This is a genomic window from Paenibacillus sp. P4_A7 (assembly GCF_056402455.1).
The window spans coordinates 1-15,475 of the sequence record NZ_JBFUHJ010000104.1; the positions used below are offsets into that span (position 1 = coordinate 1).

A 15,475-nucleotide genomic window follows, 5' to 3' on the forward strand; every position below is an offset into this window, starting at 1 on the left:
ATTCATCATCATTGGGTTTTGAAGTGAGAATATCAAAACCTAGCGATTTTCTAAATATTTTAAAGTATTTTTTATAATAAGTTTTCAAAAAATTATTAATTACTTTTCCAGACTCAACCTCATTGTACTTTTCATCAAGTAGCTTAAGCTCAATTTGTTTTTCTTTATATTCATTGTATTCAATTCTCATTTTCCTGAGATCTTCTGCCAATATCTTATATTCAAATTTTAATACGATAGTATTATTTTTTGGATCTAGATCCAGCATTAGTTTACTAATATGTGATAAATTACTTGATTGATCATATTCTATAAACATTGTTAGCGATATACCCAAACTAGAATTTGAATGATCCTCATCATGTTCATTTTCTATATATCTTTTTAGTTTCTTTTGAAAATCAATATTAAAGTCATCAAGAGTAAAGGCGTTAGTATTTGCTTTAGATCCGATAAATTTATCAAGTATCGATAACAATGATGTTTTACCACAATTATTTTTACCAATTACTAATGACAATTCCTTCTCTAAATCTAATTCAAACGACTTTAATAATCTGAAGTTTTCTATTTTTATTTTTGTAACTTTCATCTTCCCGCCCCAATCATCCTAAGTATCTTAGCATCATCAACATACCTATTTTCCTAAAAATTCCCACTATAACCATTCTACACAACGAAACAATTCCCTCTTTGAAAACACTTAAACTCCTAAATATATTAGGAGCAACTCATTATAAAAGATCTTAGAATTTCAAAACATCTATGCTGGTTTTCAATTTATACGTTACCTTTTCCTAATGGGTCCCTATTTGCTTTTGCATCCAGCTTTGCACGATCACCTGTCAATTAAATCAACTTACCTAGAGCCTCTGTTCGACTAGATGCTTTTAAATATAAAAAAACAGGCAATCCCACCGAATGGGATTGCCTGTTTTCATGCATTTTTTATCTCTTCACCTTATAAAACTCATGATACAACTTCATCAACGCCCGCTTCTCAATCCTCGACACATTATCCACTTTTTGTTTGTACCAGTTTATGTTCGTTTATAATATTGCCCTGATATATTCTATCTTTTCTGTCTATTCATTTTTTTGAATTAGGGTGAAATGACTTGTATAGTTCGAGTTAACGTATCCCCATAAAAAATTGCGCCGTCTCGAACCATTCGAGCAGAAAACGTATACGCACCAGGGCTAGACGGAGCAGTAATGGAAAAATGGAACGTCTTTTGCTGACCAGGTATGATGGACTGACCACTGTTCATGAACACACGTTGATTATTGGGCGCCGACGAATAGCCTCCATTCAGATTAGTCCATGTCAGCTCATTGCCGGTTAGCGATGCCCAGCGATCCATTGAGGAGTAGCTCCAAGTGTTAGTGCCGGTATTCCACACTGTAATCTCTACATCCACCGTTTGGCCTGCTGACATCTTTTCAGGAATACCCGCATATAAGGTCTGCGCGTTGAGTACTGTCGTCGTTTGTCCTAAGGTATGCGCTTTATTAAATCGGAAAAAGGTATATGGATCTACAACTTCAAATTGAATACTTGGATAATTGGTTTTTACATAATTTACGGCATCCACTAAAATTGAAGGCTGCATCAAAATGTTTCGGAACATATAAAACTTCTTGCTTCCGGTCAGCGCATTTTTGAGCATCTCTCCATAAACAGCTGCATTCCGAACATCCACACCTAAATCCGTAATGGTAAAGTATGGCGTACCGTTAACAATGGCGCTTGCATATCCGGCATTCGTTCCCACACCTACCGGCGATATACGGCTATATGCTTGCTGTACAGTAGAATGGACGGAACCGCTGTTGCCGCTTATAAGAAACCCTGTAATATCAATATCGAACAAACGATAATACTCGGTATTATATTCCTCCCATACATGCAGGAAGTCAGGCAGATTATCTGGCCGATTAGCGCTCATAAGCATCATTGGATTCAAATAACCCGCTCCATTGTCGCCTGTAACGATATAGTCCTTTGTTGACATCGTTTCATAAATATAATTAAACAGCTGCGGAACACGCTGTGATAAACCAGGCACGAGTGACCATGCCAGAGGTAATTGTCCGCGCTTCGGATCATTCCATAGCGCTGGCAGCGCGCTTGATGTCCATGCGCCGGAATCATAATCCCCCATGTAAAACACAACATATTTTTTACTGTTGTCAAACAATGTGCCATTAGCGCCTTTGTCATTATTTTGTGTGTAGGATGCTTGCAGCGGTACATGCTGAAAAGCCGAGGCGTTCGATAATCCAACCAAGCCATAGGCATCTGCATCCTTTTGCGCATTATATTTAGAAATGATATCTGCATACATCCATTCTGCTTGGACGGGCTCATAGCTGGCTGCGGGGTCAATATGCTTCGTATACTTGAGCCACCAAGGAACAAATCCACCTATAGTAATAATATGGTCACCAGCAATAGCATTTTGTGAGCGCAGCAATTTTATAAGTGTTGCATAGTCTGTTCCTAGCGGCTGTGTTCGATCATCATTTGGACGACTGCCAGCATCAGGACTCAGATCAAAGAAAAATGCTTTATTTGCTATAAAGTAATCTGCATTCGGCAAAAAGCTGTTGAATAAATCATCATAGGTTATGTGTTCCAGCACAGGCTGCATAAACGCGGAGGTGGCTGGCGTTCCGCTGATTACCTCAATTGTTCGAGTAAACGACTGGGTGTGCCATGCCGCTCCGTCGCGTACCATTTGAACTGAGAATGTGTAAATGCCTGGAGAGGCTGGTGCAGTAATATCGAAGGTGAACATTTTCTTCTTTCCAGACTGAACCGTCTCTGAGCCAGTCAAGTAGACACGTTGGTTTGTAGCTCCGATGGAGTAGCCTCCGTCTGTAAAATTAGTCCAAGTAAATTGGTTAGTGCTAGCTGCAGCCAATCGATCATTCGCAGCATAACTCCAGCTATAATTACCTGTATTCTTCACTTCAATTTGCACCTGCGCCTGTGTTCCTGCTTTGACTTTCGATGGTATTTTCGCATTGACCACCTGGGAACTCAAGTTACTGGTGAACTCATTTACGCCCCAGGACATACCGTCCAAGGCATATACCATCATCAATGGGTTTGTAAGCCCAGTGTCCAGATAATGAACCTTTGCCCACATATACGCGTCATTTTTAGGACTGCCTGTTGAGGATAATGCTGTATCAGGTATTGTACCCGTGCCAGTAAATTTACCCTTGAGATTCACAACTACCGGTAAGCCTAGGTCATTTACAAGAACATCGTATGGGCTTCCTTGCGTCAAGTCATAACGAACAGGCAGCAGGTTTTCTACACCAGCGATCGTTGACGCCACATTTGACGTTGCTGGCACCTCAGAATCCCATACAACTACACCCTCATACTCATCCTCAAATATATCCAGCAATTGCATGAAAGTAGTTTCCGTCACAAGAGTGTTCGAGGCAAAGGCCTTGCCGGTTTTCTGAAGCTCCTCCATCCAAAATTCGTCTGGATCTAAGCTTTTGTAGTTGGCAATATAATTAGATTTGTAGTAATAATACAGCTTCGTTTCAGCACGGTTCACGATACCCTGAAGAGCTGTGGCCAGCTTCAAGTAATCATAGGCCATCTGAGAATTATTATTGCTATGAATGTTGTTAATCTCACTTTCCAAATCGAATACATGAATAACGTTTGAATTCGCTTTCACTTTTGGAGCTGGCAGTCCGCTAACCATTAGAGATACACATAAACACAAAAGCCCCCATCTTACTAACCTGTTCTTCATCACAATTCCACCCTTCATACTCGATTTATCGAATAACATGCAGAGAGGTAAAAAAGGGGTTTTCATTGAAAGCTCCTTCTAATTCTTGCAGCGCTTACGCTATTGAGTCTCCCTGCCGTACGCTGGGCCTTGAAGCTTTTCCGATTACGTCCCATGCGCGTGCGAGTTGGGGCTGTCTCCTCCAAGCGTTCAATCTAGTGGCATAAACTGTCTTGCGAAACTCCAGCTCCTGTACCAATGGATGCTACGGCTCGGTCACCGAAGCCGAATAACCCCAAGTATGCTCAGCATACAGCGTGATCCATTCATCTGCCTGTCGCAAAATATCAGGCTGCAACTATTCGCCATTAGGGTCCATCATTTGCAGCAAGGATAATTTGCGCTGAGCATCGTGAAACAGCTGCGTGCTTGCAGGAGTAGACGCTACACCATCCGACTACCAATCCGGCCAATCTCCTTTATAGCTCGGTATGGGAATGTCAGATTCCAAACGACGAATTTCCTCAAAGAAGGTATCCAGCAGTACCATCTCCAGCTCAACGTGATCGCCAAAGCGTTCATTCCATGCTTGGATGAAGTATGATTGTGTCCTTCATTCCGTCAGTTCCAATTCATCTCTTATATCGCTTCAAATATGATTGCTTCAGCATCAGCTTCTAATGGCAGATGGACGCTGTATAGCAAGCTTTCCCCCGGTAAAATGATCGAATAGTTTTGCGGACTGTACAGCGGCTGCCCTTTGTTGGCGGAAGCGCATACATAATAGGCTGGATTTGTACCTATATTGGTTACCTTATATTGCTCATCCACTTTGACAGACGTCCTGCTGCTTCCCAATGGAGTAACCGTTAACTGGGGTTTGGGCAGGTTCATCAACTTTTGGTAAGGGTTTTGCTCCAATGTGGAAAAGAGATACCAATTATCCTGCATACCGTCCATACGCAAGCGAACGCTGAACAAGTGTGGAGATTGCGCCGTAATAGGCATTTCAAAGCTAGCGATTAGCACGCAGCTATTCGCCCCCGCCTCAACATTACCTTCCTTGCTCCATAACATAGTGCCTTCTATATTTCGGCATTCCGATTGMCAAGTATGGGCATTAGCTGCATTTTGATTATGAATATAGCACTCCGCTTTCCAGGTCTCTCCAGAGAAGTAAACTAGCTTATCATATTTCAATGAGATATGCTGAGGCGCATACGCTCTGGACATCCAGTAATAAGCCATTTTCGGCGTTTCATAGTAATCGACGAGTGAAGTGCAAGACACATTTGGGTAAGGCTCATTAAATTGCCAAATAATGCTACCACTATTCTGATACTTGCGGCGCCTATTAGCCTCCAGCGCGTAGCGAATGCCCTCGGCCTGAATCCATTGGCTCGCTTTCGTTAATTGCTCCAGCGTACTTAACGGGCCAAACAGCTTTTGATCGCGCTCTGAGGTATCCCACCATTCTCCGTGGTGACGCCAAACCGCATCCTCTATCATTGTTGTTGCGATCTGATTTTCCTTAGGTAAAAAGAGTTTTAATGATTCGATATTAGCGCAGCCGTCCACACCAAACTCACTATGCAGCAGGCTATCTGAACGGTTATACAGATCGTAGTGACCTGTGAGGCCTTCATATTTCCAAGGTCCATGCACATCATGGTTCTGACCAGGCTGATCAACATTCAGGAATTCATTCGGGCCAGATGCGGACGTCGGCAGGAAATACGCGCCAGGATGATGCGCTTCAACAAGCCTCTTCAGCAGGGAAAGGTTAATATCTTCATAAGTCGAAGGCATGCGGCGCTCATCCATTAGCTCATTGCCGCCGCTCCAGCAAGCAAGGCTGACATGATTCCGTTTCACCTTTAACGCATGAACGGCTGCACGCTCTAAGCGCGCAAGGAACAGCTCATGCTTAGATGGAACATTATCAATGCCGGAACTGGATTGAATAAATTCCTGCCACACCATAATACCGGCTTCATCACAGCATTCGTAGAAGGCCTCCTTTTCAATTAAGCCGCCGCCCCATACTCGGACGAGATTAATATGAGCCTCCTTCATCAGCTGCACCATGCTACGATATTTTTCTTTTTTGACCGTGCCGTATTGCTGGTCCAGCGGCGGCATGTTGACACCTTTGATATAAACCTTCTCACCGTTGAGTTCCAATGTGTACGGGAGCGCATCTGCAGGCGCATGCTCATTGGGCAGCCAGCGAAGCGTACGAAATCCCGTACGACCTCGCCAGACATCAGATAACTGCCCATTATGAAAAACCTGCACCTCTACGCTGTATAATGCCTGTTCACCTGTGCCATTCGCATGCCACAGCTTCACCGTCGGAACCTGCAGCATCATTTCACATACTAGCAAGTTGTCATCAGCTTGATCGTTAATCATCGTAAAATCAGCTTGCCCGACGGCTGTCAGCTGGCCCTGTTCGTCGCGAAGCTCCACGCGACAGGCGGAAGGCTTCTGGGATGCACAGACCTGCTGTGAGATAACTGTTCGTACAACTAAGTCGCCATCCTTCTTCTGAACGGTTGGGATAAGCTGTACCTCATCAATGTGTGCCGACTTCGTTGTCAGCACATACACTTCGTCCCAGAAGCCGATCGGAACGAGTCTTGTCGAGAAGTCCCATTTGTAAGCGAATCGGCTTTTTTGAGTAAGTGTGCGAGAGGTGTATCCAATCTGACCCATTTCATCCGGAACATGCTCGAACAGCACTCGAAGCTGCTGTTCACCATGCCCTTTTTTCAATACAGCATCTGTAATGTCGAGCACTAGCGGCTCGAACATGCCATCATGGATTTGCAATAGTTCATGATTTAGATAAAGATGTGCTTTTCCGTCTAAGCCCTGAAATACAAGGTGCATGCGTTCATCGGCCAGCGCCTCGCAAATAAATGTTGTCTCATATAGCCACCATCGATTTTCCACCCATTCACACTGCAGACTGTTCAGCCCGACATAGGGATCAGGAATCCATCCCGCTTTCTGCAAATCGGCATGAACGGAGCCAGGCACCCTAGCTTGTATCCATTCTGTGACCCCATGCAGCTCCCCGCCTGTTTCCATGCTGTTGCCTAAATGCGGAACATGCGGATAAAAGCCCTTTACCTGCCACTGAGATAAGCTTCTTTTTCCAGTTTGCTGCATTCGCTACGCCTCCTCTAATTAACTAATGAACAGCCTGCAAAGCGATTGCCCTTATATATCAGCTCTATCAATTAGCTCACTGTTGACAAGCAGCTTCTTCTATCCTACATATTCACAAATGAACTTCCTGTATTCAATTTTGCATACATACTAAATCATACTCCTTAGAATTTTTGTTTCAGAATAGAAGCAGCATCTCTAAGGCTACAGCAATTTTATTCATTGCTTCACCTTTTCATGATTATTTGTTATATTAATTATAATATTACCAGTTACACCTTCACCATGTTATATATAACAGTACATTCTTGCATTTGAGAATGTTATGATTGCTATATTAAATTGTCTGGAGGCTTCACTATGACCAATTCAAAACAACCGTTATACTTACAAATTCGCAGCTTTCTGCGACAAAAAATAGAGAGCGGAGAATTAAAGCCCGGCGATCAAATTCCGATTGAAGCTGAGCTCGCCGAACAATTCAATGTCAGCCGTATTACGATAAAAAGTGCGCTGAAGCTGCTTGTCGATGAGGGTCTTGTTAGCCGCACTGCTGGCAGAGGCACTTTTGTCACGGATACTCAGCAGCCCAATATTCTGGAGCAGCAAGAAATAACAGAGCCTGACGCATTTCGCAAGATCGGACTGATTGGGCCTATGACTAATGATTTGTATACGCTCGGCTTGCTGCGAAGCATTGAGGACCAATGCAAGGAAAACAACCTCATCATGCTGTTTCGTTCGAGCTCTACTCAATCAGAAGAAAGAGAAGCGATCCGCATCCTTCGTTCCCAAGGCGTAGACGGACTTATCATATTCCCTGCTGATGGTGAAGCCTATAATCAAGCTATTCTAGATTTAAAAACAAAGCAGTTTCCGTTTGTGCTTATCGATCGATATTTGCCAGGCATTCAAACCAACGCTGTATTGTCCGACAACTTTCAGGGCGGCTATTTAGGCACTCAATACTTGGTTGAACAGGGGCATCGCAACATTGGCATCGTATCGGGAACGAAGTCTAAAACAAGCAGCTCTGAGGATCGATTTTCCGGTTATTTGGACATGGCCAAAGAGGCTGGCATTCAAATCAATCCTTCGCACTGGTTAACGCGTATCGACGAATTTACTTATCGCGAGGAGGAACCGACAAGAGAATTTATTCGTCAATGGCTCTTTAGCAATCCTGATCTGACAGCTGTATTTGCCTTCAATAACTATGTAGCGGTTATGGTTGCTGAAATAGCTGCGGAACTGAACAGACAGATTCCGCAGGAGCTGGCTATTCTAAGCTTTGATGCCCTCAATTACTATGATTTCACAGGCCCATTTTTCAGTCACTTAAAGCAGCAGGAAGAGAGGATTGGCCTTACTGCTGTTGAGCTTCTGCTGCAAACGTTAAAGACGCCAAGCACCATGGAACGTATTCTTATCCCTGTTCAGCTTGTAGTAGGGAAATCTACCTAACAGCAAAACAAACGAAAAGCCGCTCACATTGTCGCGATCTTCAGATAGCTTCGTGAGCGGCTTTCGCTTTTAATTGATGACAGGACCTCATTAATCAGGTCAAAAATATTTAATATTTATGTCACTGATATACGTGTACCTCATCAAATGAAACCGTCGAGCTTCCTTTTGAACCATCAGCGGAACCGCCATTCAAGCCAGGAAGTCCTGTCCTGCCGCCATGCTCCCACTTATAGGGCCATTCATCCGGCTCTGGCTCTCCATCCTTCCATACCTTTCCATATAGTGAGTCTTGCTCATGTCGCAGGAAGAACCAGTACCATTTCTCTGCCTCCCATTCAAAGGAATAGGAAGGTCCCCAAGCAACGTTGTCATCTAAAAATTGAACAGTCTGATTGTCTTGATGAAACAGCAAATTATACCCCAAGCCGTTATCCGGATCATTATATAAGCTAACCCCGGCTCTTGCATAATCCCCCGCGACCCAAGAATCGACTTTCACTTTCGCTTTTATCGCTGAGAACTGCTCTTCTGTCTTCTCCTCTGTAGATATAAGCGCTTTTTTCGGATCACCGATGCTGCTGGAGGTTTGGCGCAACGCGCCAGCATCTACTGCCCATTCTCCATTTACCATTGACCAAGACTCAGCTAATGCTGAATGATCAAATGAATCATAGAAGAAAGCACTTTGCAAATTAGCAGAATGGCTTTCAGCCGTATGAGCATCCAGCTGCTTTAGTCCTGCTGTATTAGAGATAAGCGAGACATGGCCGGCATCATCCGTAGCTTTCAGCGCGATATACAACTGCTGTGCGGGCTCAGGAGCCTCAAGATGCCAACGCTCTTTGCTACCTCCAGCTGCCGGAGTCACATTATGAGAGACAAGCGTAACCGTTTCCCAATTTTCTTCTGTGATAGGAACATCAGAAATCCGAATTTCATAAGCACTCACAGCACCGAGTCCCCCGTCATTACCAGGAGCCGTCCATTCAGCAATCAGCTGATCGCCATCTTGAATAAACCTTAAATCATGAACAGCATTAGGAGCAGTCAAATCCTCCGTCATTGTATACATGTACAAATCATCAGCTCGATAAACAGCCCCCTCCGACTCCAGAGCAACCATTAGGCGAAGCTTAACCGCTTTAGGCGACAATTTGACAACACGGTCATAGGTATTCCATTCCGTCTGCGTATTAATCGCCAGCTTCTCTGTCCGAATCACTTTACCCTTGACATTGCTCTGCTCCAAACGGACCGTCAGCTTTCCCGCAAGCTCTTCAGTCATCCATTTGCCTCCGAAGCGAACATGGCCGTCTTTGATTGGCGGGATCTCGACATCCTGATAATAGCCTGTGTCAGCAACACATGATGCTGCACATTGGGCAGATAAATAAGGCGTTCCGTTCGGTGAGTTATTCGGTAAACGCAGCACATCGATCTGAGCATCGCCAGAAGCTGTCCAGCTCTGCTCGTCAGCCGTCCAGAAATTAGCATTCACCAGCAAATTATTTGTTTTCTCCATTCGATACCAATACAAGCCGTCATATTTAGGATCATCTGATCGTCGCCCATACATTAAATAAATATAGCCATCATGCTGATCCTGAAAGATAGAAGCATACTGCACATTGCATGGCAATATTCCTCTTGAATCCTCAAGTGCCTTAGAGGAATAAATAATAGGATTGCCCGCAGGCAGCTGCTCCCATGACGTATTCGTTAACGACGTGCTTCGAAATAGACCATAATTCCAATTTTGATTATAGGAACAGGTTAGATTAACATCCGAAGCTTCAACAAGGTGATAATAAAAATCCCCCTCCTTGAACATCGCTCCGGCGCCTGTGCCCGTGTTTCCAAAAATAGCTTGCCAATCCTCCCTCCACTCTTGAGCATCCGCTAGATCATGAAGAGCATCAGCYGGTACTCCCCGAGACTCATCTCCAGCGATCCAATCCTGAAAATTAGCGGTTTTGGCAGCGCTGCGGAAGCCGTGCGTAGAATCAAACCCGTGAAAGGCAACCCAATAATACTCGCCGTCATAATCAAAAATATCAAAGGTGCCTTCATCAAACACACGCCCAGGCCCAAAGCTTTGACTAGCACAGTCATCCTCATAAGTATCACAAATAGGTCCCCAAAGCTCACCCGGATCAATAACCGGATTGCCGCCGGGAGGCTCTATCGTGAATGGTCCCATCGGATCAGAGCCCTCACGCGCCAGCATGCAGCCTCTCCATGGCGAATTGAAGCCCTCTAGACATTGAAACAAGTAATACCACTTATCTTCCTTTTCGTTTTAGTACACATCGCCGTCCGTCGCCGCACATTCATAAGCAGTTCCCGGTGTATGCGGGATAATAACAACGGGCTCTGACCACGTGACGCCTTTGTCCAACGATTTTCGGACTTGAGTTTCCAGCGGTGATGAACAGTAATTGTCTGCCGGCAATATTTTTCGGTTGAATAAATACCATGTTCCGTCATCCATAATCTTTACCTGTGTCCCGTCAAAAAAGCTGCGCGTCCCTGTTGTCTCCGCAGTATCCGCATGTAAAAACATCCATGCGGCGTCTCCATTCCAATACTCCTCCATCGAGGCTGGCAGCCCTTCCCCAAAGGCAGTATATTTGCTGCCTTCAGGCAACGGCTCAATATTGGGATTGGCCAAGTATACTAGAAATAAAGCAAAGGCCGCGATCAGCGTGACAAGAAGCAGGGCTAATGATATAAGAACGGGCTTGTTTAATCGAAGCAATCTCATATTATTCAACTACTGTTCCCTCGAATGAACAGCTAAGCAAAGCGGACAGCTACACTTACAATTTGTTTCGGCTGAAGCGTTAACGAAAGCTTATGACCCTCAGCAGCCAGTGCTTCTGCTTCCGTTTCTTCTAATGTTACTTTTGAAGCTTTAACTATTTGTTTTCCAAAAGTCAATGCTCCGCTTTCCGCTTGTTCACTCGCATTCCATAGCCGAATAATGTATACGTCCTGTGCGTCAGAAGCATCTGCGGCTTTAACTGCGCTAATAACGAAATTCGGATTGTCGCTTGACAGAAAGGAGAAAGATGTCGGCAATTGGACATGCTCATAGCGATGCGGCACCTCGTAAATGACCTTGTTTAGTGAACGGTCGACGGCACGAATCCCAGCAGCATATCGGTGATATTCCTGGAATAAGGCTCCTGTTGAATGTTTATTAACCGCGAATGGCCGTATGGCATATTCGAACGTCAGCTCTCTCAGCAGCTGTCCGCCGTCACTGCCATCACTCAGCACTTCAGAGCCAGTACTCCGATATAATGTCAAAGCAATGGTTCGTTCGAGGTCATCACGCACTTGCGTTTCATAAAGACCTTTGCTATAAATCGCCAAACCGCTTGTATCATCATTCATCGAAATGATTCCATTATTCGGTACTTCCTCGCGTGCTTTCTCCATATAAGCGGAGTAATCCGTTTTCTTTACTTCCCTGCGCACCAAGTCGAACGGCGTACTCGTGGAATAGGATTCTGTTTGAATCCCTGTTATAAACAATGCCTTCAGACGATGGTCCTTCGCGCGATTCTCTATCGTTGTTCGGCATCGAATTTGCGGATCATCTTTGAACATATCGATTTGCGTGCGAATCGGAATCTCAATCATTTCAGCGCTGCGTGCTGTTCCAGAGGCATTGATCGATGCCGGCAAACGCCATAGAAGCTCAATCTCTATACGTAAAGCGAATGGTCCGTCATAAACAACAGACAGGTTGGATTGACAGCCTGTGCTTACGAATACCTGATTTGTTACTGGCGAGACATGATTCCATCCTTCGCCAATATCTGCCTCATCCTCGAACACGAGTAGCGGTCCGTACACTTTTCCAGTCGCATGATCCTTTATTGTAATAGAACCGTCAGCATTGACATTCAATCTTAACTTGCCGTTATCCCATGAATGATGCTGTACGCGCATCGTTCCTGGATTACGGTAAGGCCGCTCCATGCGAGGAGCGTTGTACTCACCTGGTCCATGAAGCTCATGAGCAATTCGTTTTATTACATACGTTGAATAGCCATGCGCTGGAATTTGAGCAGGCAGAGCAATTCGATACCGATCCACCATCTCTCCATGTGGAATATCGCGATAGGGACGGAAGCGATGCATACTGTTTTTCTTAACGCTAAGCAGCTGATATTGAACCTCCTCGCCTTGTTCATCATATATTCGGAATAATGTTCCCATTAGAGCTGGTGAGACCCCTTGAATATGTGCAGGCAGGCTGAACTGTGTCTCCACAACTTCATCCAACACCTGCGCGGAGGCATTAAACAGCGTCAACACGCGCTCACCCGTCAAACCTTTCGTATCCATATGATTAGACACATAAGTGAGCTGCTCGTGTATCATTTGCTCAGCTATCAGCTTTGACTGGTCGAATCGATAGATCATATCGCGATGCACCTGATCAATGGAGCAGCCGCAAATGGAATCATGCGGATGATTCTGAATGAGAGACTCCCAAGCTCTGTCTAAAAAGGCTTTAGGATATCCACGTCCCTCTAAGGCCGTAAATACGCCCCATGGCTCTGCCCAACGCTCTAACAGATTTTCACATTGTTGATTAAGCTGCTTTAAATGCACCCGAGATGACAGTACAYTTCCTAAAACCCAATTGTTTACCCCAACATACCCTGGGGAGCGCTGCTCGCCATGAAATACCGTTAATGTTCCCAGCTTTTTTCTAAGGTCTGCCACATAATGCTCCAGATGAGTATGAATAAACTCCACTCCGCCTAAATCTTCTGCTTCATTTAATGTTGTTAACATCCATGGCAGCTGAGGCTCAATTTCAATGTGATCGATGCCATCTAATCCAAGCAGCATATCCGTTGTCGCACGGGAGTTCTTGTATTGCAGCATCGATTGCGCTCGTTCAATTAATTCCGCGCGGTCGTACTGAAAATCTCGTTCTGTGAACGGCCAGCGCAAGAAAAAGTAGAAGTCACCATAGGATCGATCTTCATCAAGCTTTAAACCGATCACCTGCGACCCGTCAGCCCCCTCCCAAATGATCTCAGAGGCATCCCCGTCTCCGCGGAATCCGCGAAATAGTACGGCATTGTCAATCCCAAATCCCTGCAGAATCTGCGGAAACTGACTATTATGACCAAAGATATCCGGAATATAGCCTGATTTCATCGGCTCGGCTCCCCAGCTTCTCGCTTTGCGGTAACCGATGAGAAAATTACGTATTAATGACTCCCCGCTCACTAAAAATTCATCCGGCATAACATACCAAGGTCCAACTTTGATACGGCCCTCTTGAATAAGCTTCATAATCCGTTCTTTATTTTCAGGCCGAATTTCCAAGTAATCATCAATGATAATGGTCTGTCCATCCATCATAAAATATCGATATTCCGGATTTGATTCCATCATCTCCAGCAGTTCATCTATTAAATAGACAAGACGTACGCGATAGCTTTGAAAATCCTGATACCATTCTCGGTCCCAATGGGTATGCGAAACGACATACACTTGCTTTATTTTGTTAGTAGGATTGCTCATAATTCACCTCGATATAAAGATAAGGCAGCCGGTCCGTCAAGAAGCAACTGAACGACTGCCTTCTGCATTTGTGCGATAATTATTTTAATAAAGCCTCTACCTTAGACTGTGCATCATTGAGAATTTTTGATATATCCTCATTTGTCATGATTGCCTTCGACATTGCTTCACCGAAAATTTGCCATGCACGGGAGTTCTCTTTCGCAAAGGTCGGCAAGCCTTTTACATTACCAGACATCGCTTCATAGAATAAGAATAGGTTTGGCTGTGCAGCTTTGTATTCTGGACTTTCACCTATTTTTTTCAAGACAGGAGGTCGAACGCCTGCATCAGCAATGATTTGTTGAACTTCTTCACTCAGCATCGCTTCAATAAACTTGAAACCGCCTTCTTTATTTTTCGCATAAATCGGTACCGATGCAAAAGCTGCGCCAATCGCTACATTCGCTTGTGATCCACCGTCAGAAAGCGGAAGAGCGCCAATGCCGCAATCCATTTTTAATGCTGCACAAGTTGATACCATCCAAGGACCCTCTGACCACATCGCTACTTGACCTTTGTTCACTGCATCCCAGTATGCGCCTTCACCGGCATTCGCCATAACACCAACCGGAGCATATTTGTTAAGCTCACGGAAGAATTCAAAAGCTTTAGCGTTACCTTCATGATTAAAGATAGGTTGGTTATTCTCATCAACGAACCCGCCGCCAGCGATGTGCGGATAAATACCTGCTCGGAGATAACCGCCATTGTTAGGACCTGCATAGATAAGACTGCCGTAATATTCACCTTTGCCTGCTTCTGTAATGGTCTTGGACATTTCTAGCATTTCATCCCAAGTTGTTGGTCCTTTTTCTGGATCAAGACCAGCCTTGCGGAACAATTCCTTATTCCAGAACAATACGGATACCCCAGGTTGGAAAGCTACTCCATAAATCTTTCCATTGTATTCCATCGGCTTCCATGCGCCTTCGACTACCTCGTTGCGCACCTTATCTTCCAGCCAATCCGGGAATGGCTCTAGCAAGCCTTGCGCTGCATAGCCTGGAGATTGAGTCTCGCCCGTAATGACATCAGGTGTTGATTTTGCGATGAACGCTGCTGTTTGCTTCTGTACCAGAGGTTCAGACCAGCTCCAGTCTTCCTGCATCAGATTATAGCCGAGATCAACCAACTGATTATTGACAGAGGCCGCAATTTTCATCGGCGCAATAATATCTGGCGTAACCGTTTCGGTCGACTTGTCGATCTCTGCTTGACGTAAAGCGATTTGATCATCTGTATCACCTGAACCTGCTACGTTATCTGCGCCATTAACATTAATGACAATATCCACAATTTTTTCAGCTGGAGCATCCGTGTTTTTGCCCCCACTGTTGGTCGCGGTTGCGGCATCGCTAGAGCTTGTTGGATTACCTCCTGTGTTTGTATTGTTATTTCCTCCGCTTGAACATGCTGTTACAAACAGAAACACTAGTGCTAAAGTTAAAGCCAGATATCTTCTCATACTC

8 protein-coding genes and 1 pseudogene are annotated in these 15,475 nt (G+C 44.7%); 1 reads left to right on the forward strand and 8 read right to left on the reverse strand.

The annotated features are described in order from the left end of the window. From AC1DWN_RS15000 to AC1DWN_RS15015, 4 genes and pseudogenes are all read right to left on the reverse strand, one after another. Positions 1–592, reverse strand: a 592-nt coding sequence (locus AC1DWN_RS15000) for an AAA family ATPase (RefSeq protein WP_477559706.1), incomplete at its 3' end; no start/stop codon positions are given. 356 nt (positions 593–948) lie between these two features. Beyond that, a pseudogene (locus tag AC1DWN_RS15005) lies at positions 949–1,014 on the reverse strand (RNA polymerase subunit sigma); the annotation flags it as partial. 89 nt (positions 1,015–1,103) lie between these two features. After that, positions 1,104–3,785 (reverse strand): hypothetical protein, encoded by a 2,682-nt coding sequence (locus AC1DWN_RS15010; RefSeq protein ID WP_477559707.1) that lies wholly within the window; start codon positions 3,783–3,785, stop codon positions 1,104–1,106. 618 nt (positions 3,786–4,403) lie between these two features. Then, entirely contained in the window at positions 4,404–6,941 is a 2,538-nt protein-coding gene (locus tag AC1DWN_RS15015) for a glycoside hydrolase family 2 protein (RefSeq protein ID WP_477559708.1), read from the reverse strand. Positions 6,942–7,301: 360 nt separating this feature from the next. Here AC1DWN_RS15015 and AC1DWN_RS15020 point away from each other — a divergent pair, with 360 nt between their 5' ends. Continuing rightward, positions 7,302–8,405 (forward strand): GntR family transcriptional regulator, encoded by a 1,104-nt coding sequence (locus AC1DWN_RS15020; protein WP_477559709.1) that lies wholly within the window; start codon positions 7,302–7,304, stop codon positions 8,403–8,405. Positions 8,406–8,526: 121 nt separating this feature from the next. Here the strand turns inward: AC1DWN_RS15020 and AC1DWN_RS15025 are convergent, their stop codons facing one another. The 4 genes from AC1DWN_RS15025 to AC1DWN_RS15040 form a co-directional block, all read right to left on the reverse strand. Continuing rightward, positions 8,527–10,635: a hypothetical protein gene (locus tag AC1DWN_RS15025; protein ID WP_477559710.1), complete on the reverse strand. Its 2,109-nt coding sequence runs from the start codon at positions 10,633–10,635 to the stop codon at positions 8,527–8,529. A gap of 72 nt (positions 10,636–10,707) precedes the next feature. Beyond that, on the reverse strand, positions 10,708–11,181 hold the full coding sequence (locus tag AC1DWN_RS15030) for a hypothetical protein (protein WP_477559711.1): 474 nt from the start codon (positions 11,179–11,181) through the stop codon (positions 10,708–10,710). A gap of 23 nt (positions 11,182–11,204) precedes the next feature. After that, a complete protein-coding gene (locus AC1DWN_RS15035; RefSeq protein ID WP_477559712.1) occupies positions 11,205–13,964 on the reverse strand; it encodes an alpha-mannosidase in 2,760 nt (919 codons plus the stop codon). 79 nt (positions 13,965–14,043) lie between these two features. Beyond that, the coding region (locus AC1DWN_RS15040; RefSeq protein WP_477559713.1) for an extracellular solute-binding protein at positions 14,044–15,475 on the reverse strand (1,432 nt) is incomplete at its 5' end.

What these genes read in the sequence shown, in the direction of transcription:
- AC1DWN_RS15010 (WP_477559707.1), bottom strand. Translation starts at nt 3,785, where the DNA reads ATGAAGAACAGGTTAGTAAGATGGGGGCTTTTGTGTTTATGTGTATCT.
- AC1DWN_RS15020 (WP_477559709.1), top strand. Translation starts at nt 7,302, where the DNA reads ATGACCAATTCAAAACAACCGTTATACTTACAAATTCGCAGCTTTCTG.